This is a genomic window from Microbacterium sp. MMO-10 (assembly GCF_037148715.1).
In the GTDB taxonomy this organism is placed as follows: domain Bacteria; phylum Actinomycetota; class Actinomycetes; order Actinomycetales; family Microbacteriaceae; genus Microbacterium.
Genome location: NZ_JBBCSV010000001.1, coordinates 916,682 through 940,083, shown reverse-complemented (window position 1 = coordinate 940,083; position 23,402 = coordinate 916,682). Strand labels below are relative to the sequence as shown.

Below are 23,402 nucleotides of genomic sequence, written 5' to 3'. Positions count from 1 at the left end.
GGCTGCTGCGCGCCCGTCCTCGCTCAACGACCCCGAAAGTGCCGGCTCACTTCTGCACCCAGTCGAACTGGCCGCCGTACTTCTGGATCCAGGCGTCGATCGCCTGCGGCTCCTTGCCCTCGCCGAACTGGTTCACGACCATGTCCTCGAGCGACCCGTACTGCGCGTCGTCGAGCGTGATCTGCCCGATCAGCTTCGCCGCGTCCGGGTGCTTCTCGGCGAAGCCCTTCGCGCCGAGGAAGTGCAGCCCCTCGGGCTTGCCCATCGCGCCCTTCGGATCCTTGAGGTCCTTCACGGGGAACGCGCTGTTGGCCCAGAACGGACGCCACAGGGTGACCGCGATGTCCTGCTTCTTGTCGGTCGCGGACTTCAGTTCGGTGAGCATCGCCGCGGTCGACGACGTGACCAGCTGGTACTCGCCGTCGAGGCCGTACTCGGGCATCATCTTCTGGGTCTGACCCGTCAGGCCCGCCCCGGGCTCGATGCCGATGATCTTGCCGTCGAACCGGGATCCCGCGCCCTTGAGCTGATCGATCGAGTCGATGTCGGTGTAGGTCGGCACGGCGATCGTGAGACGGGCGTTGTCGTAGTAAGTGCCGAGGTCGTCGATCGAGCCCTGGTACTTATCCCGGTACGCCTTCTGGGTGACCTCGGGCCAGGCCGACGGGAAGACGTCCACATCGCCCTGCGACAGCCCCGCGTACAGCGGGCCGGCATCGGAGAGCGTCTGCATCTTCACGGCGTAGCCGAGCTTGCCGAGCTGGTCCTGCAGCAGATACGCGGTGCTCAGTCCGTCGGTCCAGCTGGGCAGGAACCCGATGGTGATCGTGCCCTTGTCGCCCTTGCCCGCGTCGTTCGCCGGGGCCTTGCCCGCCATCTCCAGCGTGCCGCCGGCGCCGTCGCTCGCGCATCCGGCGAGGGCGAGCACGGCCGCGACGCCGAGCGCCGCGAGAGTGGTGATCCTGCTCTTACGCATGCTGCAGCTCCTTCTCCTCGGCGGGTGCTTCCGGGCTCTGGTCGACCACGACCGTCGATGCGGCCTGGCGACGCGCGGCGCGACGACGCGCCAGCATCCCGAGCAGCGAGTCGGGGTGCTCGCCGAGCGACCCGAGCGACGCGGTGACCCGGTCGAGGAAGACCGCGATCAGCACGACGCCGAGACCGGCCTCGACGCCCTTGGCGATGTTGACCGTCGAGATCGCCTCGACCACGAGCTTGCCGAGACCGTCGGCCCCGGCCATGCCCGCGATGACCGCCATCGACAGCGCGAGCATGATGACCTGGTTGACGCCGGCGAGGATCGTCGGCATCGCCAGCGGCAGCTGGATCCCGCGCAGGATCTGGGCCGGTGTGGCGCCGAACGACTGCCCGGCCTCGACCGTCTCGGAGTCCACCCCGCGGATGCCGAGCTCGGTGAAGCGCACGCCCGGGGGCAGGGCGAAGATGACCGTGGCCACGAAGCCCGGCACCACGCCGATGCTGAAGAACACGATCGCGGGGATCAGGTAGACGAAGGCGGGCATCGTCTGCATGAAGTCGAGCACGGGCTTGAGCACCGCACGGACGGTGGCGTTGCGCGCCGACCAGATCCCCAGCGGGATCGCGATCAGCACGGTGACGAGACCCGCGACGAGCACGAGCGCGAGCGTCTGCATCGCGGGGACCCACAGGCCCATCGCGACGATCACGCCGAACGAGAGCACGGTGCCGATCGCCAGCTTCCACGAGCGCACCAGCCAGGCGATGAGCGCGGCGACGATGATGACGACGTAGAACCAGGGCATCAGCAGCAGGAAGCTCAGACCGTCGACGAGGAACGACACGACGGTCGAGACGACGTGCAGCAGGCCGTCGAGGTTGGCCTTGATCCAGTCCACCGCGACGGCGACCCAGGATCCGATGGGAAGGACGTTCATCGGGTGACCTCCTCGGTCGGCGCGTCCGGCGTGGTCGGCGAGGCTCCCGCGGCGGGGGCGGTCCACCCGTCGTCGAGCACGGCGTCGACCTCCGCCTGCGGCAGCGGCAGCACCGGCAGGTTGATCTCGCCCGTGGCGCCGGCACCGGGGCCGAGGGCAGCGAGCAGGGTGATGCGCGGGATGACGCCGACGAGGCGCCCCTCCGCGTCTGCCACGGCGAGCGGCAGCGGCGACTCCACGGCGGGGATGAACAGGTTCATCAGGATCTCGTCCTCGTCGACCACCTGGGCCGCGGGCTTGAGCACCGAGGTGATCCTGCTCTCGCCGCGACGGATCAGCTTGACGACGTCGCGGTCGGTGACGATGCCGACGAGCTTGCGATCGCGGCCGACGACGTAGGTCGCGGACATGAACGCATCGCGCATCTGCTTGAGCGCGGTGCGCGGTCCGGCGTTCTCGGAGACCACCGGACGCGGGCGCTCCATGACGTTCGCGGCGGTGAGCACGCGGGCGCGATCGACGTCCTGCACGAACTGCTCGACGTAGCTGTTCGCGGGATCGGTGAGGATGTCCTCCGGCGTGCCGATCTGCACGATGCGGCCGTCGCGCATCACCGCGATCCGGTCGCCGAGGAACATCGCCTCGTTCAGATCGTGCGTGATGAACACGATGGTCTTCTGCAGCTTCTGCTGCAGTTCGAGCAGCTGCTCCTGCATCTCGCGGCGGATGAGCGGATCCAGTGCGCTGAACGCCTCGTCCATCAGCAGGATGTCGGTATCGGCGGCGAGCGCACGGGCGATGCCGACGCGCTGCTGCATGCCGCCGGAGAGCTCGGACGGCAGCTTCTCCCCCTGCCCGTCGAGGCCGACGAGGGCGAGGATCTCCGCGGCCTTGGCGAGACGCTCGGCCTTGCCGACGCCCTTGAGCTCGAGCGGGTACGCGACGTTCGCGGCCACGGTGCGGTGCGGCAGCAGGGCGAAGTGCTGGAACACCATCGACACGCGGTCGCGGCGGATCTCGCGCAGCCGCGAGGCCGGGATGCCGGTGATCGGGTCGCCGGCGACGAGGACGGAGCCGTCCGTCGCCTCGTGCAGCCCGTTGAGCATGCGGATGATGGTGGACTTGCCGGATCCGGACAGTCCCATGATGACGAAGATCTCACCGCGGTTGACGGTGAAGCTCGCGTCGATGACGGCGGCGGTGCCGGCGTCGGCGACCTCGGATCGGCTCTCCCCGGCCTTCAGCCTGCGGATGGCCTGGTTCGGGTTCCTCCCGAACACCTTGAACAGATGACGCGCTTCCAGAGCGGTTTCGGACACGTTTCCCCCGCGGCCTCACCCCGGTGGGGAGGCCTGCATCGGTCTCGCCCGGGTGATGATCACAGGGCCGTTTCGAAGGGAGCCATGCCGGCGGCGCAGGAGGAGGATTTCGGATCCTCGACAGAGATCATCGACCGTACGCCCACGCCTCTTCGTGCACAGCAGAATCGAAAGAAGGACGCAGCCGCGGACTGGTCTTGGGGCCATAAGGCCCGCATTCCAACGTAACGACATCCTGATCCGGAGGCAAATCCGCGGCCGACGACCGAGGGTCGGGGGTCGCGTCCGGACCCGTCGATGCCCGGTCGGGCACGGCCGCAGGGCGGTCAGCGCCGGACCGACCTCGTCACCGTGAACTTCGGGGTGCGGACGAGCTGCACGGTCTCGCCGACCGCCGCCGACAGCGCCCGGCGATGGTCGAGGTGCGAGTTGAACACGGTCCACACCTCGCCGCCCGGACGCAGGATCCGCGCGGCCGCGTCGATGAGGCGATGCCCGGCCCCCTCGTGCACACTCGCACCCAGGTGGAACGGCGGATTCAGCAGCACGAGATCCACGGAGCCGTCCGGGATCCCGGATCCGGCGTCGTCGAGCGTCACGGTCACGCGATCGGCCACGCCGTTCGCCGCCATCGTGGCGCGCGCCGAGCCCACCGCGGCCGCCGACCGGTCGGTCGCGACGACCCGCGCCCCGGGGATCGCGAGGGCCAGCGACGCGGCGAGCGCACCCGTGCCGCAGCCGAGATCGACGGCCGTGAAACCGTCACCGCGATCGAGGGCGACGAGCTCCGCCGTACGGTCGCGCATCACGTCGAGCAGCACCCGGGTGCCGATGTCCACTCGGTCGGCGGCGAACGCCCCGCCGTGCGCGCACAGGGTGAGCCCGAACTCGGGGTGGGTCGTCGACATCGGGAACGGCGCATCCTGCGGCACCGGACGCGGCTCGGACGCGACGATCAGGCGCGACTTGCGCTCGCCCTGCTGCGGCTGCACCCGCGCGAAGAACCGTGCGAGCACCTCGTTCTGCGCCAGGGTCATGTGCTTCACCCGGCCGCCGGCGAGCAGCACCGCATCGGGCGCCGCCCAGCGCGCGACCGCGTCGGCGATCTCCTCGAGCTCGGCGAGCCCCTTGGGCAGCTGCAGGAGCACCAGCCGCGCGCCGTTCAGCAGCTCCGCGTCGAGCTCGTGCGGCGCGTACCCGCTCAGCCCGAGCGCATCGGCGTTGCGGGTGAGGGCGCGGCGTCCGGTGACCGGATCCTGGTGCACGCGCACGCCGTCGAGCCCGGCCGCGACGAGCGGGAGCGTGAGCGCGCCGTACCCGTCGCCGATCACGGCGACCGCGGATCCGTCGATGCCTCGGTGCGCGGCGTCCGCCAGGGCCGCAGCGACGAGCAGCTCATCCGTCGCGTCCCAGGCCTGGAGGTTCGGCGCCTCGACGTCGGGGAACCGGCGCAGGCGCGCAAACGGGAACTCGGGCACCCGCCCAGCGTACGCGGGCCCCTCCGAGTCGTCTCCCTGAGCACGGTCAATAGGTCGTGCTCAGGGAGACGACTCGGAGGGGCGGAGCGATCCGGATCCGATTCCTTCCCCGCGCACAGCCCCGACGGGGATACTGGATCCTGATGAGCGCAACGTTGACCGTCACCCAGGTCGTCCTCCCCACCGCCCCCGTCGGATCCCCCAATCCTCTCCCCGCGATCGCCGCCATGCCCCAGGCGCCCTACGAGGCCGCCACCGACGGGCTGCCCGCCGAGATGGCGGCGAACATCCGGTACGGACAGGTCTCCACGATCCACCCCTATCTGATCCAGGACGGCTACGACCGCGACCGCTCCCCGGCGCCGATGCGCGTCGCGGTGCTCGAGAACGATCAGGTGCGCGCCGAGTTCGCCCTCGACCTGGGCGGCCGCCTCGTGCGCCTCCTCGACAAGACGACCGGCCGCGACCTGGTGTATCGCAACGCCGTGCTGCAGCCCGCCAACCTGGCCCTGCGCGACGCCTGGTTCTCGGGCGGGGCCGAGTGGAACATCGGCATGCGCGGGCACTGGCCGCTCACCGCCGATCCGCTCTACGCCGCCGAGATCACCGGTGCCGACGGCGAGCCGATCCTGCGCCTGTGGGAGTACGAGCGGGTGCGCGGACTGATCCTGCAGATCGACGCGACCCTCGACGGCGCGGCCCTGCACGTGCGCGTGCGGGTGCGCAACCCGCGCGATCGCGAGACCGGGATGTACTGGTGGACCAACATCGCCGTCGCCCAGACGGCGCAGAGCCGCGTGTTCGCCCCCGCGGCCCACGCGTACATGACGGGCTACGACGGCACCCTCGGGCGGGTCGACCTGAACGCGGCCGACCCGCGCTTCCCCGCCACCGCGCCCGCCGCGGCGGATTACTTCTTCGACCTCGCGCCGGGACTGGCGACGGCGGAGGTCGGCGATGCCCCTGCGGCGCGCCCCTGGATCGCCGCCGTCGACGGCGACGGCTCCGGCCTCGCGCACGTCTCGACCGCGCCCCTCATCGGGCGCAAGCTCTTCGTCTGGGGCGATACCCCGGGCGGGCGACGCTGGTGCGACTGGCTGGGCGGCGAGACCGGCGCCTACTTCGAGATCCAGGCCGGGCTCGCGGCCACGCAGTACGAGCACCTGCGGATGCCGGGCGGCGCGACCTGGGAGTGGACCGAGACGTTCCTGCCGCTGCAGCTCTCGGATCCGCGCCTCGACGGCGACTGGGACGAGTCCGTCGCCGAGGTGGGCGGACAGGTGCTGCGCGCCGCCGACGCCATCGGATCCGCCGGCGTCGCGCGGCTCGAGGCCGCCGCCGACATCGCACCGGACGCACTGCTCTCGATCGGGTCCCCGTGGGGCGCGCTCGAGCACGAGCTCGCCGCTCGCAGCGGTTCCGCCTTCGCCACCCCCGCCGGGGTGCGCTTCGTGCGCGACGGCGAGGAAGGCGCGTACTGGGCCGCGCTGCTCGACGCCTCTGCGGCGCGGGCCGAAGCCGGTAGCACGGCGCCCGACGGATCGGGCGGCCACGGGAGCATCGTCGAGCCCGACCCGCTGGAGGCCCCCGCGTCCTACGTCACGGGCGACGAGTGGGATCATCTGCTCGCCGAGGCGCCCTCCACCTGGCTGACCCACTACCACCGCGCCGTCGCCGCGCACGCCCGCGACGAGCACGGCACCGCGATCTCGCACTACGAGGCGTCGCTGCGGCATCGGCGCAGCCCCTGGGCGCTGCGCGGGCTCGGGATGGCGCTGCGCCAGTCGGACGGCGGCACCGCCGCGCAGGCGCAGGGCATCAACCGGCTCGCCGAGGCGCGCGACCTCGCGCCCGACCTCGCACCGCTGACGCTCGAGCTCGCCGAGGCCCTGCTCGCCGACGGGCGGGCCGAGGAAGCAAGCACGCTCCTCACGACGCTGCCTGCCGAGCTGCACGCCCTCGGGCGCTTCAAGGTCGTCGAGATCCGCGCCGCCCTCGCCCTCGGGGATACGGAGACCGCGGGCCGGATCCTCGAGGAGCAGTTCGACGTGCCGAACCTCCGCGAGGGCGAGCTGAGCATGTCGGCGCTGTGGCACGAGGCGTTCCCCGGTCGCCCCGTGCCGTCCTGGTACGACTTCGAGATGGCGCCGGAGGGCGCGGAGGGCTGAGCGCCGGCGCGGCTCGCCGCGAACGATACTGCGGGAGTGAGGTCTCGGGATGCCACGCCCGGCCAGCGGCCCCGGCTGCCACCCTTCACCCGTGATCGAGGTCGTCGAGCAGCTGCACGGCGGCGGCCGCATAGACGCCGATCCAGCGGTCGTGGATCCGCTTGATCGGCAGCGGCGCGAGGGTGAGGTGTCGTTCGCGACCCTCACGTCGGCCGATCACCAGCTCCGCCCGCTCCAGCACGCGCAGATGCTGAAGCACCGTCGTGCGGTCGAGCTCGGAGAACCGCGCACACAGCTCGCCGGTGGTGCACGGCCGCTCGCGCAGCACATCGAGCATGCGCCGGCGTACCGGGGCGGCGAGCGCCTTGAAGACGAGATCGTCGTCCTCCGTTCCCTCCCCGTGAGACATGTTGTAATCTTACAACATGTCTCACGTCGAAATCGCTGCGGACATGGCTCCGCTCACAGAGCTCTCCTTCTCCGTCTCCGGTCGCGTCTCCCGCCCGCCGGCCGAGGTCTACGAGGCCGTCGCCGACCCGGCGCAGCTCTCCCGCTACTTCACCACCGGCGGCGCTCAGGGCCGTCTCGAACCCGGCGTCGAGGTGACGTGGGACTTCGCCGACTTCCCGGGCCGGTTCCCGGTCGAGGTCGTGGAGGCCACGGCCCCCGAGCGCATCGTGATCGAGTGGGCCGCCGCCCCCGGCAGCAACGACACCGGCACCACGCGCACTGTCTTCGAGTTCGCCCCGATCGACGGCGGCACCCGCACCCTGGTCACCATCACGGAGTCGACCTGGCGGGCGACCGCGGGCGGCGCCAAGAGCGCGTTCGGCAACTGCGAGGGCTGGACGGGGATGCTGGCCGCGCTCAAGGTCTTCCTCGAGCACGGCATCAATCTGCGCGAGGGCTTCTACAAGTAGCCCTGGATCCCTCGCCGGGCGCGGGGCAGCGTGCCCGGCGAGCGACCGCCCGTCCCGTCCCGCAGCCCCTCAGCCCCGCATGCGCGGATCCTCGGTCGGATCGCGGAACATCGGCGGGCATCCCGCGTCGACCGCAGAGGGACTGAGCTCGAAGTGCCAGGCCTCGTTGTCATAGGTGCGGCACAGGCCGAACTGCGCGCCGTGGCGGTTCAGCCAGTCGGCGGCGTCGTAGGGCGAGATGTCGACCGCCTCCCCCTTCACGTGCTGCGACGTCTCGGGGGTGCCGACCCAGCGCGCGGCCTCCTCCGCCGAGCCGTAGGTGCGCACCGCGTCGCGCAGCAGCCAGGCCTGGTACGCCTTCGACCGCCAGCCTCCGCCGACGCGCAGATCCAGGCCGTCCTCGGCGGCGGCCGCGTGCGCGCGGTCGAGCGCCTCGCGGAGAGCCGGGTCCAGCCGCGCGACGGCCGGGGCCGCCGTGTCGGACAGGGCGAGCGAGTCCCCGTCGGCGATGTAGCCGTCGTCGGCGGTGGGCTGTCCTCCGCTGCGCGCGACGACGGATCCCGCCTCACCGGTGCCGCTCGGATAGTCGGGCCGCGTCGCGACCGCCGCGGTGACCACCGCAGCGGCGATGCCGGCGACGATCGCCGCCAGCACCAGCAGCGTGGCGACGAACCGGAACAACCGGGGGCGGCGTGCGGCATGCCGGGGCGCGGCGGGGCGGGCGCCGACCGGCGCGGCCGGATCCAGGATCCCGTCCGGCGCGGCGCCGGGACGCAGGGTCTCATTCGGTCTCGTCGTGGTGTCCATGCCCCCACTCCATCGGCGCGGACGTTGCCGCACCGTACGCGCTTTCGCATACGCTCCCGATACACGCCGATGCGTAGGGTGCGACTATGTCCCTCTCCTCTCCTCCGCGGTGCCCTGCCCTCGCCTCGCGGCGTCATCGTCCGTCGCCGCGCCACGGCGCGCTGACCGCCTTCACCGCGCGACCCACTATGCGAACGGCGCTCCCGCGCACCGCTCACGACGGTTCCGGACCGCATCCCCGGCCTAGGCTTCTCGCATGCGCGTGCTGATCGTGGAGGACGAACCCGCCCTGGCGGGAGCGGTGCGCGATGGGCTGCGACTCGCGGCGATCGCGGCGGACACCGCGGGCGACGGGCACCTCGCCCTGGAGCTGCTGGACATCAACTCCTACGACGTCGCGGTACTGGACCGGGACATCCCGGGCCCGAGCGGCGACGACATCGCTCAGGCGATCGTCGCCTCCGGATCCGGCCTGCCCATCCTCATGCTCACGGCGGCCGATCGCCTCGACGACAAGGCGAGCGGCTTCGAGCTCGGCGCCGACGACTACCTCACCAAGCCGTTCGAGATGCGCGAGCTGATCCTGCGGATCAGGGCGCTGGCTCGGCGCGCCCCGCGATCGACACCCCCCGTGCACGAGCTGGCGGGGATCCGGCTCGATCCGTTCCGCCGCGAGGTGTACCGCGACGGGCGCTACGTCGCCCTCACCCGCAAGCAGTTCGCCGTGCTGCAGGTGCTCGTCGAAGCGGGCGGCGGGGTGATCAGCGCCGAGGAGCTGCTCGAGCGCGCCTGGGACGAGAACGCCGACCCGTTCACGAACGCGGTGCGGATCACCGTGTCGGCGCTGCGCAAGCGGCTCGGCGAGCCCTGGGTGATCCTCACCGTGCCGGGCGCCGGCTACCGCATCGACGTCGACGGCGCCCGCGACGCGACGACGGCCGAGGATGCGACGCTGCCGGAGCGTGCCGGGAATGCCTGAGGCCCCGTCGAGCTCCGCGCTCCCGCCCCGCCCGGCCCGCGCCGGCGGGCTCTCGGTGCGATGGCGGCTGACGCTCAGCTATGCGGCGCTCGTCGCCGTGACCGGAGCCGTGCTGCTCGGCGTCGTCGCGCTCTGGCTGCTGCGCTACGTGCCCGACGGCACCGTCTACAACACCGACCCGATCGACGGCACGAGCTGGGCGCCGAACCGCAGCGACATCATCCGCGCGTTCGTGCCGCCGGCGACGTGGGCGCTGCTCGGACTCATCGCGATCGGCGTGCTCGGCGGCTGGCTCCTCGCGGGGCGCGTGCTGCGCCCGCTCGCGCTCATGGCCGAGACCGCTCAGGCCGTGGGCGACGGCGACCTGGACGCGCGGATCGCGCTGCCGGGCCGGGACGACGAGTTCCGTCGCCTCGCCGACGTCTTCGACGGCATGCTCGATCGCATCCAGCACGACATGCAGCGGGAACGACGGTTCGCCGCGAACGCGTCGCACGAGCTGCGCACCCCGCTCGCGATCACCCGGGCGGTGCTCGACGTGGCCGAAGCGGATCCGGATCCGGATGTCCCGCAGCTGCTCGGGCGCCTCCGTGCCGCGAACGAGCGAGCCATCGCACTGACCGAGGCGCTGCTGCTGCTCGCCCGGCTCGACGCGCGGCCGCCCGCGCGCGTCCCCGTCGATCTCTCGCTCGCCGCGGAGGGCGCCGTCGAGCTGCTGCACGAGGTCGCCGCGTCACGCGAGGTGCGGCTCGACGCGACGGGCGACCCGGTCATCGTCCGCGGGGATGCGGCGCTCCTCGATCAACTCGCCCTGAACCTGGTGCAGAACGCGCTCGTGCACAACCTGCCCTCGGGCGGATCCGCCACCGTGCGCACGCTCCGTCTCGGCGGACAGGGCGCGCTCGTCGTCGAGAACACCGGAGACCGGCTCGACCCTGCCGTGGTCGCGACGCTGGTCGAGCCGTTCCAGCGCGGCGCCGGGCGCGCCCGCGACGGCGCGCACGGCGGATCCGGTCTGGGGCTGGCGATCGCCGGCTCGATCGTCGAGGTGCTGGGCGGATCCCTCGCGCTGACCGCCAGGCCCGACGGCGGCCTGCGCGTCGAGGCGACCTTCCCGCTGGCCTGAGATCCGGATTCAGCGCTGCTCTGCCGCGGCCTCGAACCGCTGCGCGCCGATCACCGACAGCAGCTGTAGCTTCTGCCAGCCCTCCGTGCGCGGCGGGGCCGTGAGCACGAGCAGCGCCTGCGACTGGTCCTCCGTGAAGAGCGCCTGGCAGTCGAGCTCGATCGGGCCGAGCTCGGGGTGCACCAGGGTCTTGTGGTCCTCGAAGCGGAAGGCGACCTCATGCCGCTCCCAGAGCGCGGCGAACTCCGGGCTCTCCGCCTGCAGCGCGCGCACGAGCTCGCCCGCCCGCGACCGGGACCCCATCGCGCCGTACGCGGCCCGCAGCCCCGCGACCTGGGCGCGGGCGTGGCGCTCGTGATCGGCCTCGGGATAGACCGCGCGGGCGCCGGGGTCGGTGAACCACCGGTAGACGTCGCTGCGGGCGAGGCCGGTGCGCGCCGACGGATCGCCGAGCAGCGCCTGCGCCATCCGGTTGGCGACGAGCGTCTCGCCCAGGTTGGACAGCACGAGCGCGGGGGTGTCGTCGAGACGGTCGAGCACCCGGAGCAGGGCCGGCGCGACGTGCGGCAGCGTGCGGTGCCGGTCCGGCGCCGAGTGCCCCGCGGTGCGGAACAGGTAGTCGCGCTCGTCGGCGGTGAGCCGCAGGGCCCGGGCGAGGGCCGCGAGCATCTGCTCGCTCGGCTGCGGGCCGCGCCGCTGCTCCAGGCGCGTGTAGTAGTCGACGGACATGCCGGTCAGCTGCGCGACCTCCTCGCGGCGCAGGCCCGGCGCCCGGCGGCGCGCACCGGCGTGGAGGCCCACGTCGTCCGGACGCAGCGCCTCCCGGCGGCGGCGCAGGAAGTCGGCGAGGGCGATGCGGTCCATGCGTCCATTCTCCGGCGGAAGCGGAACCGCAACCAGGGATCGCGGATCCCCCGATCGCCCGGTCTCTTATCGCCGGAGCGGATCCCGCCGAGCCTGGATCCATGAACATCTCCGGAAACACCGTCTTCATCCCCGGCGCGACGAGCGGCATCGGCCTCGCACTCGCCCTGCGCCTGCAGTCCGCGGGCAACACCGTGATCATCGGAGGACGCCGCACCGACCTCCTCGCCCGGCTCGCCGCCGAGCACGGTTTCGGCACGGTGCGCATCGACACCGCCGACCCCGAGAGCATCCGCACGGCCGCGGCCGAGGTCGTCACGGCGCATCCCGAGCTCGACGTGCTCATCGCGATGGCCGGCATCATGCGGGTCGAGGACTGGCGCGGCGACGGCTTCCTCTCCGATGCCGAGGAGATCGTGACGACCAACCTCCTCGGTCCGATCCGGCTCATCGCGGCGCTCATCGGGCATCTGCAGACCCGTCCGTCCGCCACCATCGTCACGGTGTCCAGCGGACTCGCGCACACCCCGCTGCGGGTCACCCCCACCTACAACGCGACGAAGGCCGCCATCCACATGCTGTCCGAGTCGATCCGGCTGCAGCTCGACGGCACGGGCGTCTCGGTGCTCGAACTCGTGCCGCCAGCCGTGGCGACCGAGCTCCTGCCGGGCCAGAGCGAGAGCCCGTTCGCGATGCCCCTCGACGACTTCGTCGACGAGACGATGGCCCTCATCGAGGCGCAGCCCGACGCGCACGAGATCCTCGTGGAGAACGTGAAGTTCCTCCGTTTCGGCGAGGTGCGCGGCGACTACCCGCAGACGGTCGCGACCCTGAACCGGCTGGATCCGCACGGCAACGCCTGAGCGCCTTCTCCTCCGGCCGCCGAGCAGCCGTGCCCCCGGCTGCTCGGCGGGAATCGTGGCGCTCCGCCGCCGGAGGACGCCCCCATCGCGGAACCGGCCTTGACATCCCCTCGGTTCAATGGTTAATTAGTCGAGTAACTAACCAATAGACCACAGCGAGGATGTCCGTGATCGACGAAGGCAGGCCCCTCTTCCTCCAGATCGCCGAGACGATCGAGGATTCGATCGTCGACGGCACCCTGGCCGAGGAGACCCAGGCTCCGTCGACGAACGAGCTCGCCGCGTTCTACCGGATCAACCCCGCAACCGCTGCGAAAGGAGTGGCCATGCTCACCGACAAGGGCGTGCTCGTCAAGCGCCGCGGCATCGGCATGTTCGTCGCCGCCGGAGCCCGCGACATCCTCCTCGGCGAGCGCCGCACCGCTTTCGCCGAGCGCTACATCGACCCGCTGCTCGCCGAGGCCCGCACGCTCGGTCTCGGACCCGACGACCTGTCCGCCCTGCTGAGCGAGCGCGCCGCGAACGCCGCGCCCCTCGCCGCACGCACCGAAGGGAACCGCGCATGACCGCCGTCATCGAGGTGTCGAACCTCACCAAGAGCTACCGCGACAAGCTCGCGCTCGACCACGTGTCGCTGTCGATCGAGTCCGACACGATCTACGGACTGCTCGGCCGCAACGGCGCCGGCAAGACCACGCTCATGTCGATCCTGACCGCGCAGAACTTCGCGACCTCGGGCGAGACGCGCGTGTTCGGCGAGGAGCCCTACGAGAACGCCCGCGTGCTGAGCCGGGTCTGCTTCGTGCGGGAGAGCCAGAAGTATCCCGACGACGCGGCGCCCGTCCACGCGCTCCGCGCCGCCCGCCTGTTCTTCCCGAACTGGAATCAGGAGCTCGCCGATCGCCTGGTCGCCGAGTTCCAGCTGCCGATGAAGCGCCGCATCAAGAAGCTCTCCCGCGGCCAGCTCTCCGCGGTCGGCGTCATCATCGGCCTCGCATCCCGGGCGGAGATCACGTTCTTCGACGAGCCGTACCTCGGCCTCGACGCCGTCGCCCGGCAGATCTTCTACGACCGCCTGCTCGAGGACTACGTCGAGCACCCGCGCACGATCATCCTGTCGTCCCATCTCATCGACGAGGTCGCGAACCTGATCGAGCGCGTGATCGTGATCGACGACGGCCGGATCCTCCTCGACGAGGAGACGGACGCCCTGCGCGGACGGGCCTCGACGGTGGTCGGCGATGCCGCGACGGTCGACGCCTGGACCGCGGGCAAGGAGGTCCTGCATCGGGAGTCCCTCGGCCGGGTGGCCTCGGCGACCGTCCTCGGGCGGCTCACCGCGGAGGAGGAGGCGGGCATCGTCGACGCCGGGCTCGACCTCGCGCCGGTGTCGCTGCAGCAGCTCGTCGTGCGGCTCACCCAGCACGCGGGAGGCGGCGAGGGCGTCGCCGACGCGGAGGCGACGCGCGTTCCGGACCGGCGCTCGAGTACCGATGCACTCACGAAGGAGGTGCGCTGATGTCCCGGATCCTGAAGGTCGTCCGACTTCAGCTGGTCAACAAGCAGACGTGGCTGTGGATCCCGCTGATCATCCTCGCCGCGGCGCTGACCATGTCGATCATCATCTCCGCGATGATCCCGGTCGATGCGCCGAAGTACGGCGGAGCCGGGCAGGCGCCGCTGTGGTACTTCTTCGCACTCGGGCTGCAGGCCCTGACGCTGACGTTCCCGTTCTCGCAGGCGCTGAGCGTCACGCGGCGCGACTTCTTCCTCGGCACGCTGCTCACCGCGGCCGGCGGAGCCGTGCTGCTCGCCGTCGTGTTCCTGCTCGGCGGATGGATCGAGGACGTGACGCACGGCTGGGGCGTCAACGGCTACATGTTCCGGCTGCCCTGGGTGTGGGAGAACGGCCCCCTCGCCGCCGCACTGACGTACTTCGTGCTCGCGCTGCTCCTGTTCCTGGTGGGCTTCACCGGCGCGACGATCTACAAGCGCGCAGGCGGCATCGCCATCACCGTGGTCGGCGTCGGATTCGGGGCGGTGCTGGTGGGGCTGGTGTTCCTCGTCACGCGCTTCGGCCTCTGGGGGCAGGTGGGAGCGGGGATCGCGTCGCTCGGAGCCCTGGGTCTGGCCCTGTGGGGTCTGGTCGCGATCGTCGCGCTCGCGGGGATCTCCTACCTCGTGCTGCGGCGCGCGACCCCCTGAGCCTGCCGTCCAGGAAAGGGCCCGGCCGTCAAGGCCGGGCCCTTTCTGCTGCGCCGTAGGCGGCGAAGAACGTGTCGAGCGCGGCGTCCACGTGCGCGGGGATGAGCTCGGGGGCGAGCGCCGCCGCATCGCCGAGCAGCATGGCGCGGTTGATCGGCTCCCCCATCACGAGCCAGTTCAGCTGGGTCGCGGCCTGCTCGGCATCGTCCGCCCGGATCACCCCGGCGGCGTCGAGCTCCGTCACGACCGCCGTCAGCGCGAGGATCGCACGCCGGGGTCCGAGTTCGTAGAGGGCCGCAGCGAGTTCCGGTGACCGCCGCAGCTCGCCGATCACCAGCCGCCGCAGGGCCAGGATGCGCGGCGCGAGCACCGCGCCGAGCTGCGCGACGAGCAGCTCGTGCAGGCCGTCGCGCGCCCGCGAGGCATCCGGGAACCGTGGCGCGGGCTCGAGCACCGAGGCGCTGGCGCCCTCGGTCTGCGCCCGGACGATCTCCAGGAACAGGTCGCGCTTGCTGCCGAAATGGCTGTAGAGGGTCTGCTTCGCCACGCCGGATTCCTGCGCGATCGAGTCCATCGTGACCGACTCGTATCCGGTCGCGAGGAACTGCCGTTCGGCCGCGGCGAGGGCGGCGGCGCGCTTGGGCTGCGAACTCGGTCGCATCCGATCACCTCCTTGCGTAAATCATACTCGCGAGTCTAGTATCCAAAACAAGACTCATTGGTCTAGAAAGTGGAGGTGTCCCATGGCGGAGAATTCCGCTCTTCAGTTCGACGCCCGTCTTCGCGTGGCCCCCGAGGCCGCCTCCTGGACGGTGTTCGACGTCCCGGGGTCGCGCGCGTTCTTCGGCACCGGGAAGCCGGTGCGGGTGACGGGAACCATCGACGGCCACGCCGTCGCGATCACCCTGATGCCGGTCGGCAACGGCGCGCACGTCGGCCCCGTCAAGGCCGCCACCCGCGCAGCCATCGGCAAGGCCGCCGGCGACCTCGTGCACGTGCACCTGGACGGACCGGGCGCATGATGCGGGTGCGCACGGACCTCGGCGACGACGTCGGCATCGAGCTCCACGGACCCGACGGCGCACCCGCGGTGCTCTTCGTCCAGGGCGCCGGACTCGATCGCGCGGAGAACCCCGTGCCGTCCGAGACGGCGCGACTGCTCGCCGCGCGCGGATTCCGGGCCGCGGTGCCCGACCGCCTCGGGCGAGGCGACTCGCCCGCATCCGGTCCCGTCGAGCGGGAGCGCGAACTCGTGGCGATCGCCGCGGTCGCCGCCGCTCTGGGCGGCCCGGTCGTCCTGGTCGGGCACTCGTCGGGGTGCGCCCTGGCGATGCTCGCCGCCGGCCGGATCCCGGAGCTCGCCGGTCTGGTGCTGTGGGAGGCCCCGCTGGGCCAGTTCGCCGAGGGGGCGCCCCGATGGTGGGACGGCGTGCACCGCGCCATCGACCAGGGCGATCTCGAAGGGGCGATCGTCCGCTACATGGTCGGCATGCCGCCGGAGTGGATCGATGTGCTGCGCGCCTCACCGCAGTTCCCCGCGCTCGTGCACAGCTGGATCCCGGACGGCACCGCCCTCGCCGAGGTCGAGGCGCGCTCCCCGGGCGCCTTCCTCGCCGACCTGCCGGCTCCGGTGCTCGCCGTCGTCGGAACGGAGACCTTCCCCGGCATGCCCGAGGCGGCCGCCGCCCTCGCCGCAGCGGCCGGGAACGGGACCGCCGAGGAGATGCCCGGCGCGTGGCACGAGTGGGAGCCCGCGGCGATGGCGGACCGCCTGGCGCGGTTGCTCGCCGAGACCGCCCGTTGAGGCGGGCGGGTGCCGGCGCCGTCCGGTGGAGCCCGGCGGATCCGGCGCTCAGCCCGCCTGCACGACCTCGTAGCCGGCGTCGCGGAGCGCGGCCTGATCCGCGGCCGCGACGCCGTCGTCGGTGAGCAGCATCGGGAACAGCTCGGATCCGCCGACCGCGGCGAACGCCGACGCCCCGATCTTCGAGGAGTCCGCGACGATCACCGCACGACGGGCGCGGCTCGCCATCAGCCGGTTCACCGCCGCCTCGCGCTCGTCATGGGTGCTGGCGACGCCGTCGGCCGAGATCGCGTTCACCCCGATGAACGCGATGTCCAGCGCGATGCCGGCGAGCAACTGCTCTACGAACGGCCCCACGAGCTCGTAGCTGCGGGAGTGGATCACGCCGCCGGTGACGACGACCTTGATGTCGGGCCGCGTGGCGAGCTGGGCGGCGATGTTCACGGCGTTCGTCACCACGGTGAGACCCTGGTCGGCGAGATCCTCCCGCGCGGCGAGCGCCGACGCGATCGCCGTCGTGGTGGTGCCCCCGGAGAGGCCGACGACCGAGCCGGGCGTGACGAGTGCGGACGCGGCCTGCGCGATGCGCTCCTTCTGCGACGTGCGCTGATGGCTCTTGTAGCGGACGGGCAGCTCGTAGGCGACGGACTGCGCCACGGCGCCGCCGTGGGTGCGGGTGAGCAGGCGGCGCTCGGACAGGCTGTCCAGATCGCGGCGGATGGTCGCGGCCGAGGCGTCGAAGCGCTCCGCCAGCTCCTCGACCGCCACGTCGCCGCGCGCGGCGAGCAGGTCGAGGATCGCCGTGAGCCGGTGGGCGCGGTTCACGCGGCGTCCTGGAGTGCGAACAGGCGCAGCAGTCGTGCGGCCTCGCCGGCGACCGCATCCCGGGCGGGCGCGAGGTACTTGCGCGAGTCGACGAGCCGCGGGTCCTCATCCAGCCGCTGCCGGATCGCGCGCGTGAAGAAGCCGTTCAGGTGCGTGGACACGTTGATCTTCGTCATGCCTGCGCGCACGGCGGCGGCGATCGCCTCGTCGGGCACCCCGCTGGAGCCGTGCAGCACCAGGGGCACGTCGGCGCCGTCCTCCCCCGCGCCGCGCAGCGCGGTACGGAGCCGGGCGATGAGGTCGAGGTCGAGTGCGGCGGTGCGATCGGTCATCGCGTGCGAGGAGCCCACCGCCACCGCGAGCGCATCCACCCCCGTCTCCGCCACGAACGCCCGCGCCTCCTGCGGATCGGTGCGTACGCCCGGCGCGTGGGCGCCGTCCTTGCCGCCGACCTCGCCGAGCTCGCCCTCGACGTAGATCTCGGCGGCGTGCGCGCGCTCGACGACCTGCGCCGTGAGCGCGACGTTCTCGGCGTAGTCGAGCTTCCCGCCGTCGAACATCACGGATCCGAACCCGAGCGCGATCGCCTCGTCGACGAGTTCGGTCCGCTCGGCGTGGTCGAGGTGGACAGCGACGGGAGTCGCAGCCCGGCGGGCCACGGCGAGAGTGGCGAGCGCGATCGGCTCGAGGCCGCCGTGGTAGTCGGCGCAGTTCTGCGAGATCTGCAGGATGACGGGCAGGCCGGCCTGGGCGGATGCCGAGACGAGCGCCTCGGCCGTCTCCAGGTGGATCACGTTGAACGCGCCGACGCCGGTGCCGCGGCGGGCGGCGTCGTGCACGAGATCACGGGCGGAGACGAGGGTCATCGGGGGTCCATTCCGGGGACGACGGGGACGGGGCGCGCGGACCAGGGGACCCGGTGCAGCGCGGTCAGCGACGGGCTGTCGACGAGGAGCCCGGCTTCGAGGTCGGGCCAGGATGGATGGATCTCGCCCGCGAGAGGCATGAGCACCGCCGCCGCCGACCAGGCGGTCGCGCGGCGCAGCAGCACGCTCGGATCCTTCTCGCCCCGGGCGAGCAACACGGCGCAGGCGGCGACGGCGGCGTCGCCGGCTCCGGTCGGGTTGCCGGCGAGCGGTTCCGCGAGGCGGGCGCGCACGATCACATCGCTCGTCACGGCGAGCATCCCGTCCGCGCCCCGGGAGAGCAGGACCAGGGATGCCCCGCGGTGCAGCAGCTCGCACGCCCCCGCCACGGGGTCGGCGATCCCGGTCGCCTCGGCGAGCTCGGCGGCGTTGGGCTTGAGCACGGTCGCGCCGGCATCGGCGGCGGACAGCAGCGCGGGTCCCGAGGTGTCGGCGATCACCGCGGCCCCGGCCTCGCGGCCCAGGCCGATCAGCGCCGGCAGCAGGTCGGCGGGTGCCCCGGGGGGAAGGGAGCCGGAAAGCACCAGCACCGGGCGCCCGCTGCGCGCCGGAGCCGTGTCCAGCGATCGGCGCACCGCCTCCTTCAGCGCATCCCACTCGGCGGGGGCGGGGTTCAGCCCGCGTTCGTTGACGATCGTGGTGTCGCCGAGGTGCGCGTCGACCAGGGCGATGCTGCGGCGCGTCGCCCCCTGCACGGCGATCAGCTCATGCGGCACCCCGGAGGTGGCGAGCTCGGCCGCGAACTCGTCTCCGGTCGGTCCGCCGGCGGTGGCCAGGGCGCGCACGGGGGCTCCCTGCGCGTGCGCCACCCGGGCGACGTTCAGGCCCTTGCCGCCCGCGCGGGCGACACCGGTGTCGGCGCGGTGGGTTCCTCCGGGCACGATCCGATCGACATGCCAGGTGAGATCCAGTGCCGGGTTGGGCGTGACGGTCACGATCATCCGAGGCTCCTCGCTCGCAGGGCCGCCCCCAGGATCCCGGCGTTGCCCAGCAGCTGCGCGGGCACCAGCTCGGGGATCCGGTGGAAGCTGAGTCGCGCCTTCAGCCGCGCGCGGAGCTCGTCGAACAACGCCCCGCCCGCGCGGGACAGCCCGCCGCCGATCACGACCGCCTGGGGAGCGATGACCGCGGTGAGCTGCGCGATCGACAGCGCCAGCGCGTCGAGCGCCTCCTCCCAGACCGCGGCGGCGGCTTCGTCCCCCGCACCGGCGAGCGCGATGACCTCCTTCGCCCCGTCGACCGCGACGCCGGTGCGCTCGGTGTAGCGCCGGGCGATCGCTCCGGCCGAGGCGATCGCCTCGAGGCACCCCCGGGCGCCGCACGCGCACAGCGGCGCGTCCGCGACCGGCGAGTGGCCGACCTCGCCGGCGTAGCCGCCCGAGGTGAACGGCACGCCGCCCAGCAGCAGGGCGCCGGCGATGCCGGTGCCGATGATCAGCACGATCGAGTCGGGGTAGGGCCGGGCGCCGCCGAGTACGTGCTCCGCCCAGCCGCCCGTGCGCACGTCGTGGTCGAAGGCGACGGGCAGCCCGAACGCCTTCTCCGCGATCTGCCGGATGGGGGCGTTCCGCCAGCCCATGTTGCTCGCGAACACCCCGACCCCGGCGACCTCGTCGACGATGCCGGGGACGACGAGACCGACGGCGACCGGATCCACCTCCGGATGCTCCTCGCGCAGCTGCGCGCCGAGCTCGACGAGACGGGCCACGAGCCGCTCGGGCAGGTCGGCTCCGGGCTCGGGAGTGGGCGTGCGGCGCAGGCCCCGCATCACGCCGTCGGCGTCGAACAGCGCCGACTTGATGTCGGTGCCGCCCACGTCGAAGGCGAGCACGGGTGCGCCCGCCCCGAGCTCGGCCGCCTGCGCGAGCGGATCCCCTGACGCGTCGGTGACCACGTCGGGCACAGCACGCGCCGCCGCGGCCGCGTCGTGCGCCGCGTCGCCGAAGGCAAGGGTCATGGCGGGCCCTCAGTCCTCGAGGATGACCGAACGGGTGAGGTTGCGCGGCTCGTCGGGGTTGAGCCCCTTGGCGAGCGCGCGGTCCAGCGCCACCCGGTGCAGTCGCGCGAGATCGGCCATCGGGTCGATCGGGTGCTGTACCCAGCGACCGCCCGTGGCCGCGACCTGCGCGTCGAGCCCTTCCGGCGCCGCGCCGAACTGCCAGGTGATGCGGCCGGGCGCGGCGATCGCGATCGGACCGTGGCGGTAGTCCATCGACGGATACGACTCGGTCCACGACTGCGACGACTCGCGCATCTTCAGGGCGGCCTCGTGCGCGAGCCCGATCGTCCAGCCCCGGCCGAGGAAGGTGTACTGCTCGGCTCCGGCGAGAGAGGGGTCGACATCGGCGATGGCGACGCGGGCGTCGGCGATCGCCCCGGTGAGGTCCTCCCCGAGCGAGGCGCGGAACAGCGCGAGGGCCGTCGTGGCGAAGCGGGTCTGCACGACGGACTTCTCGTCGGCGAACGGCAGCACGATCGCGTCGTCGACCATGCCCACGAGCGGGGAGGTCTCGTCGCCGATCACGCCGACGATGCGCGGAGCGGATCCGGATGCCTTGAGCTGATCGACGAGCTCGAGCACCTCGGTCGTCGTGCCGGAGCGGGTCAGCGCCACGACCGCGTCGTAGCCGCGGTCCAGGAACGCCTCGCTGGCGGCGTAGGCGTCGGTGATCCCGAAGCCGGCGCGCTCGCGCAGCGCGGCGTACGACTGGGCCATGAACCACGACGTGCCGCATCCGATCACGGCCACCCGCTGGCCCTTCGCCGGCAGCAGCGCCTGCTCGGCGGTCATGCCGACGGCGCGCTCCCAGGTGTCGGGCTGCGAGTCGAGCTCCGCGCGCATGTGCGCACCGGGCGCGAGGGTCTCGTTCGGGTCGGTCATGCGTCCTCCTCGGCGATTCGGTCCGCAGAGTGCGCGACCATGCATGATCTTACGTCAAAACAATCATGTTCCGTCATACAGATTTCGGATCCGGATCCGCCCGGGCAGCACGATCACCCCGCCCAGGGGCGATGTCCGCCCCGGAAGGGCATCCCGAAGGGCATCCGGAAGGGCGTGCCGAAGGGCGTGCCGAAGGGCGTGCCGAAGGGGCCCTCGCGCCGTGAGACGGGGAACCAGGCCGCGCCGGGCGGCGCGCTCAGCGCGACTCGGCGGCCTCCGTGTGGTGCCGGATCACCTCGGCGACGACGAAGTTGAACCACTTCTCGGCGAACTCCGGATCCAGATGCGCCTCCTCCGCGAGCGCCCGCAGCCGGGCGACCTGCTGCTCCTCGCGGCCCGGATCCGAGGCCGGCATCTCGTGCTCCGCCTTCAGGACGCCGACCTGCTGCGTGCAGCGGAACCGCTCCGCGAGCATGAAGATGAGGGCGGCGTCGATGTTGTCGATGCTGGCGCGCAGTCGCAGCAGTTCGGTGCGGGGATCGGTGGCGGTCATCGGGGGCTCCTCACCGGACGGCGGACGTGCGATCCCTCCGACGATAACGCCTCCGCGCCCCCTACAGTGAAAGCCATGAGCCGCGAAGAGCGCACCCCCGAGGAGGCGGCGCACGAGACCGCCGCGACGCCCGCCGGCACCGGCACGGCGACCGCCGAGGACGGCACGGCGACCGCCGCACCGACCGCCGACGACGGCGGGATCAGCCCCCGCCGGTTCGTCGAGGCCGCGCCGCCGCGCGCCTCGTTCTGGACCCGCATCGACCGGCCGTTCGGCTTCGGCTTCCTGGTGACCCTCGGCGGCCTCGGTGCGATCCTGCTCGGCCTCGCGCTGTCGAACCTGTCGACGGTGCTGATCTACATCGCGTTCGCGCTCTTCGCCGCCCTCGGTCTCGACCCCGCGGTGCGCTGGCTCGAGAAGCGCGGGCTCTCCCGAGCCTGGTCCGTCGTGGCCGTGATCGCGGCGCTCGCGCTCGTGCTGGTCGTCATCGTGCTCGCGATCCTGCCGACCGTCATCGACCAGATCGCCACGTTCGTCACCGGGATCCCCGCCACGATCCGCAACTTCACGCACACCGAGTTCTACGGCTGGCTCGAGAATCAGTTCGGGGTGGGGCTGAACGACCTGGTCACCGAGGTGCAGAAGTTCCTCAGCGACCCGACCCGGATCGCGCAGATCGGCGGCGGCGCGCTGCAGATCGGCACGGGCATCGCCACCGGCATCGCGACGGGCATCTCGGGCGGGCTGATCGTGCTCGTGCTGACCCTCTACTTCCTCGCCACCCTGCCCTCGATGAAGTCCGGGCTCCTCCGTCTCGCTCCCGCGCGAGACCGCCGCAGCGTCGACCGCATCACCGAGCAGATCACCGAATCGGTCGGCGGCTACGTGATGGGCATGGTCGGCCTCGCCTTCATCAACGCGGTGATCGTGTTCGTGCTGTACCTCGTGCTCGGGCTGCCGTTCCCGCCCCTCATGGCGACCGTCGCGTTCCTCATCACGCTGATCCCGCTCGTCGGATCCGTGCTCTTCTGGATCATCGGCACCGGCATCGCCCTGTTCAGCTCGCCGGTCATGGCGCTCATCTTCGCGGCGGTCTACGTCGTCTACATGCAGGTCGAGGCGTACGTCATCACCCCGCGGGTGATGAGCAAGGCGATCGCGATCCCCGGCTCGCTCGTGGTGATCGGCGCCCTCGTCGGCGGCACTCTGCTCGGACTGCTCGGGGCGCTCATCGCGGTGCCCGTGACGGCGTCGATCCTCATCATCATCAAGCAGGTGTGGATCCCCCGGCAGGACGCCCGGGTCTAGTCGGGCCCTGCCGAGGCCGAGACTCGCCCCGACCGCGCCCTCAGCCGCGCCTCAGAGCGCCCGCAGCGAGGCGGCAGCGCCGTCCAGCGCGCCCTCGGCGATCGCGAAGTAGGCCCACCGCCCGCGCTGCTCGCGGGTGACGAGCCCGGCCTCGGCGAGCAGCTTCATGTGGTGCGACACGGTCCCCTGGGAGAGCCCGACCGGCGCGGTCAGGTCGCAGATGCACGCCTCGCCCCCCTCGCCACCCGCGATGAGCGACAGCAGCTTGACGCGCGTCGGATCCCCCAGCGCCTTGAACACCCGCGCGATCCGCTCGGCCTCCTCCGCTCCGACGCGGGGCTCACGCGCGGTGGCGCAGCAGGCGTCGGTCTCGATGGTCACGGGGAGCGTCATGCACGCAGTCTTTCACGTATTGACAAACATCGATAGATGTCCGACGGTAGTCGTATTGAAGTCTTTC

The 23,402-nt window shown here is 72.2% G+C and carries 26 protein-coding genes; 11 read left to right on the top strand and 15 right to left on the bottom strand.

What is annotated here, in order from left to right; translation table 11 throughout:
• Positions 1–46 precede the first annotated feature (46 nt).
• The 4 genes from WFJ17_RS04485 to WFJ17_RS04470 form a co-directional block, all read right to left on the bottom strand.
• On the bottom strand, positions 47–976 hold the full coding sequence (locus WFJ17_RS04485; RefSeq protein ID WP_336647770.1) for a glycine betaine ABC transporter substrate-binding protein: 930 nt from the start codon (positions 974–976) through the stop codon (positions 47–49).
• Entirely contained in the window at positions 969–1,916 is a 948-nt protein-coding gene (locus tag WFJ17_RS04480; protein WP_292881970.1) for an ABC transporter permease, read from the bottom strand. The genes WFJ17_RS04485 and WFJ17_RS04480 overlap by 8 nt, the downstream gene beginning before the upstream one ends.
• Positions 1,913–3,235: a quaternary amine ABC transporter ATP-binding protein gene (locus WFJ17_RS04475; RefSeq protein WP_336647769.1), complete on the bottom strand. Its 1,323-nt coding sequence runs from the start codon at positions 3,233–3,235 to the stop codon at positions 1,913–1,915. The genes WFJ17_RS04480 and WFJ17_RS04475 overlap by 4 nt, the downstream gene beginning before the upstream one ends.
• 326 nt (positions 3,236–3,561) lie before the next feature.
• A complete protein-coding gene (locus tag WFJ17_RS04470) occupies positions 3,562–4,713 on the bottom strand; it encodes a class I SAM-dependent methyltransferase (RefSeq protein ID WP_336647768.1) in 1,152 nt (383 codons plus the stop codon).
• Between the two features lie 143 nt (positions 4,714–4,856).
• On the opposite strand from WFJ17_RS04470, the gene WFJ17_RS04465 reads away from it, so the two are divergent.
• A complete protein-coding gene (locus WFJ17_RS04465; protein WP_336647767.1) occupies positions 4,857–6,881 on the top strand; it encodes a DUF5107 domain-containing protein in 2,025 nt (674 codons plus the stop codon).
• A gap of 85 nt (positions 6,882–6,966) precedes the next feature.
• Here WFJ17_RS04465 and WFJ17_RS04460 read toward each other — a convergent pair whose 3' ends face one another.
• Complete coding sequence (locus WFJ17_RS04460; protein ID WP_336647766.1) at positions 6,967–7,290, bottom strand: ArsR/SmtB family transcription factor; 324 nt, start codon at positions 7,288–7,290, stop codon at positions 6,967–6,969.
• 16 nt (positions 7,291–7,306) lie between these two features.
• Here WFJ17_RS04460 and WFJ17_RS04455 point away from each other — a divergent pair, with 16 nt between their 5' ends.
• Positions 7,307–7,801 (top strand): SRPBCC domain-containing protein, encoded by a 495-nt coding sequence (locus WFJ17_RS04455; RefSeq protein ID WP_251444284.1) that lies wholly within the window; start codon positions 7,307–7,309, stop codon positions 7,799–7,801.
• A gap of 69 nt (positions 7,802–7,870) precedes the next feature.
• Here WFJ17_RS04455 and WFJ17_RS04450 read toward each other — a convergent pair whose 3' ends face one another.
• Positions 7,871–8,608: a M15 family metallopeptidase gene (locus WFJ17_RS04450; protein ID WP_251444282.1), complete on the bottom strand. Its 738-nt coding sequence runs from the start codon at positions 8,606–8,608 to the stop codon at positions 7,871–7,873.
• 256 nt (positions 8,609–8,864) lie between these two features.
• Between WFJ17_RS04450 and WFJ17_RS04445 the strand changes: the two genes are divergently transcribed.
• Complete coding sequence (locus tag WFJ17_RS04445) at positions 8,865–9,587, top strand: response regulator transcription factor (RefSeq protein WP_336647765.1); 723 nt, start codon at positions 8,865–8,867, stop codon at positions 9,585–9,587.
• Positions 9,580–10,713 (top strand): sensor histidine kinase, encoded by a 1,134-nt coding sequence (locus WFJ17_RS04440; protein WP_336647764.1) that lies wholly within the window; start codon positions 9,580–9,582, stop codon positions 10,711–10,713. The genes WFJ17_RS04445 and WFJ17_RS04440 overlap by 8 nt, the downstream gene beginning before the upstream one ends.
• A gap of 9 nt (positions 10,714–10,722) precedes the next feature.
• On the opposite strand, the gene WFJ17_RS04435 is transcribed toward WFJ17_RS04440, so the two are convergent.
• Positions 10,723–11,577, bottom strand: a complete 855-nt coding sequence (locus tag WFJ17_RS04435) for a helix-turn-helix transcriptional regulator (RefSeq protein ID WP_292882004.1) — start codon at positions 11,575–11,577, stop codon at positions 10,723–10,725.
• Between the two features lie 101 nt (positions 11,578–11,678).
• Here WFJ17_RS04435 and WFJ17_RS04430 point away from each other — a divergent pair, with 101 nt between their 5' ends.
• The 4 genes from WFJ17_RS04430 to WFJ17_RS04415 all read left to right on the top strand — a co-directional run bounded on the left by WFJ17_RS04430 (position 11,679) and on the right by WFJ17_RS04415 (position 14,645).
• Positions 11,679–12,440, top strand: a complete 762-nt coding sequence (locus WFJ17_RS04430) for an SDR family oxidoreductase (protein ID WP_251444271.1) — start codon at positions 11,679–11,681, stop codon at positions 12,438–12,440.
• Between the two features lie 167 nt (positions 12,441–12,607).
• Entirely contained in the window at positions 12,608–13,006 is a 399-nt protein-coding gene (locus WFJ17_RS04425; protein ID WP_251444268.1) for a GntR family transcriptional regulator, read from the top strand.
• Positions 13,003–13,959: an ABC transporter ATP-binding protein gene (locus WFJ17_RS04420; protein WP_251444255.1), complete on the top strand. Its 957-nt coding sequence runs from the start codon at positions 13,003–13,005 to the stop codon at positions 13,957–13,959. The genes WFJ17_RS04425 and WFJ17_RS04420 overlap by 4 nt, the downstream gene beginning before the upstream one ends.
• Positions 13,959–14,645: a hypothetical protein gene (locus WFJ17_RS04415; RefSeq protein ID WP_251444252.1), complete on the top strand. Its 687-nt coding sequence runs from the start codon at positions 13,959–13,961 to the stop codon at positions 14,643–14,645. Before WFJ17_RS04420 ends, WFJ17_RS04415 begins: the two co-directional genes overlap by 1 nt.
• Positions 14,646–14,673: 28 nt before the next feature.
• On the opposite strand, the gene WFJ17_RS04410 is transcribed toward WFJ17_RS04415, so the two are convergent.
• Positions 14,674–15,306: a TetR/AcrR family transcriptional regulator gene (locus WFJ17_RS04410; protein WP_251444249.1), complete on the bottom strand. Its 633-nt coding sequence runs from the start codon at positions 15,304–15,306 to the stop codon at positions 14,674–14,676.
• Positions 15,307–15,388: 82 nt separating this feature from the next.
• On the opposite strand from WFJ17_RS04410, the gene WFJ17_RS04405 reads away from it, so the two are divergent.
• Positions 15,389–15,667 carry a DUF1905 domain-containing protein gene (locus WFJ17_RS04405; RefSeq protein WP_251444246.1) on the top strand — a complete coding sequence of 93 codons (279 nt, stop codon included), beginning with the start codon at positions 15,389–15,391 and terminating at the stop codon, positions 15,665–15,667.
• On the top strand, positions 15,664–16,449 hold the full coding sequence (locus tag WFJ17_RS04400; protein ID WP_336647763.1) for an alpha/beta fold hydrolase: 786 nt from the start codon (positions 15,664–15,666) through the stop codon (positions 16,447–16,449). The genes WFJ17_RS04405 and WFJ17_RS04400 overlap by 4 nt, the downstream gene beginning before the upstream one ends.
• Positions 16,450–16,497: 48 nt before the next feature.
• Here the strand turns inward: WFJ17_RS04400 and WFJ17_RS04395 are convergent, their stop codons facing one another.
• The 6 genes from WFJ17_RS04395 to WFJ17_RS04370 form a co-directional block, all read right to left on the bottom strand.
• Complete coding sequence (locus tag WFJ17_RS04395; protein WP_336647762.1) at positions 16,498–17,274, bottom strand: DeoR/GlpR family DNA-binding transcription regulator; 777 nt, start codon at positions 17,272–17,274, stop codon at positions 16,498–16,500.
• Positions 17,271–18,140 (bottom strand): class II fructose-bisphosphate aldolase, encoded by an 870-nt coding sequence (locus tag WFJ17_RS04390; protein ID WP_336647761.1) that lies wholly within the window; start codon positions 18,138–18,140, stop codon positions 17,271–17,273. The genes WFJ17_RS04395 and WFJ17_RS04390 overlap by 4 nt, the downstream gene beginning before the upstream one ends.
• On the bottom strand, positions 18,137–19,141 hold the full coding sequence (locus tag WFJ17_RS04385; RefSeq protein ID WP_336647760.1) for a 1-phosphofructokinase family hexose kinase: 1,005 nt from the start codon (positions 19,139–19,141) through the stop codon (positions 18,137–18,139). The genes WFJ17_RS04390 and WFJ17_RS04385 overlap by 4 nt, the downstream gene beginning before the upstream one ends.
• Positions 19,138–20,157: an ROK family protein gene (locus WFJ17_RS04380; protein ID WP_295035844.1), complete on the bottom strand. Its 1,020-nt coding sequence runs from the start codon at positions 20,155–20,157 to the stop codon at positions 19,138–19,140. The genes WFJ17_RS04385 and WFJ17_RS04380 overlap by 4 nt, the downstream gene beginning before the upstream one ends.
• 9 nt (positions 20,158–20,166) lie before the next feature.
• Positions 20,167–21,081, bottom strand: coding sequence for an SIS domain-containing protein (locus WFJ17_RS04375; protein WP_292882035.1), 915 nt, complete (start codon positions 21,079–21,081; stop codon positions 20,167–20,169).
• Positions 21,082–21,337: 256 nt separating this feature from the next.
• Complete coding sequence (locus WFJ17_RS04370) at positions 21,338–21,634, bottom strand: chorismate mutase (protein WP_251444214.1); 297 nt, start codon at positions 21,632–21,634, stop codon at positions 21,338–21,340.
• 75 nt (positions 21,635–21,709) lie between these two features.
• Here WFJ17_RS04370 and WFJ17_RS04365 point away from each other — a divergent pair, with 75 nt between their 5' ends.
• Positions 21,710–22,942, top strand: a complete 1,233-nt coding sequence (locus WFJ17_RS04365) for an AI-2E family transporter (protein ID WP_251444211.1) — start codon at positions 21,710–21,712, stop codon at positions 22,940–22,942.
• Positions 22,943–22,993: 51 nt separating this feature from the next.
• On the opposite strand, the gene WFJ17_RS04360 is transcribed toward WFJ17_RS04365, so the two are convergent.
• Positions 22,994–23,335 carry an ArsR/SmtB family transcription factor gene (locus WFJ17_RS04360; protein WP_251444207.1) on the bottom strand — a complete coding sequence of 114 codons (342 nt, stop codon included), beginning with the start codon at positions 23,333–23,335 and terminating at the stop codon, positions 22,994–22,996.
• Positions 23,336–23,402 lie beyond the last annotated feature (67 nt).